This is a genomic window from Mycolicibacterium neoaurum ATCC 25795 (genome assembly GCF_000691525.1).
In the GTDB taxonomy this organism is placed as follows: domain Bacteria; phylum Actinomycetota; class Actinomycetes; order Mycobacteriales; family Mycobacteriaceae; genus Mycobacterium; species Mycobacterium neoaurum.
In genome coordinates, this window is sequence record NZ_JMDW01000039.1 from 1 (window position 1) to 338 (window position 338).

General features: G+C 69.8%; 1 protein-coding gene. It reads right to left on the bottom strand.

Annotated features, from left to right (window positions below):
• A partial coding sequence (locus tag IC40_RS0126320) for an HNH endonuclease (RefSeq protein WP_036470896.1) occupies nucleotides 1-338 on the bottom strand: 338 nt, incomplete at both ends.

Genomic DNA, 338 nt, shown 5'->3' on the forward strand with positions numbered 1-338 from the left:
AGGCTGGTCTCGCCGCCCTGGCTCCAGGGTTGGATGTGGTGGGCATCGCACCACGACACCGGCCGCCCACACCCCGGATGGGCACACCCACCATCCCGTACGGCCAACGCTTTACGGATGGCCGGGGTGAACAACCGCTGGGCATGCCCGACATCCAACGGCACGACACTGTGGTCGACGATCACCGAGGTCAGCGTGGCATCACAGGCGATCAGCTCCGCGGTCGCCGCGGAGACCGGTCCACCGAACCCGAGCCGATCCACCGCCTCGTCACCGCCCGCTGCCGCGACGCCCGGCCGGATGAGGGTGACGTGCGGCAGCACCCCACCAGACATCGG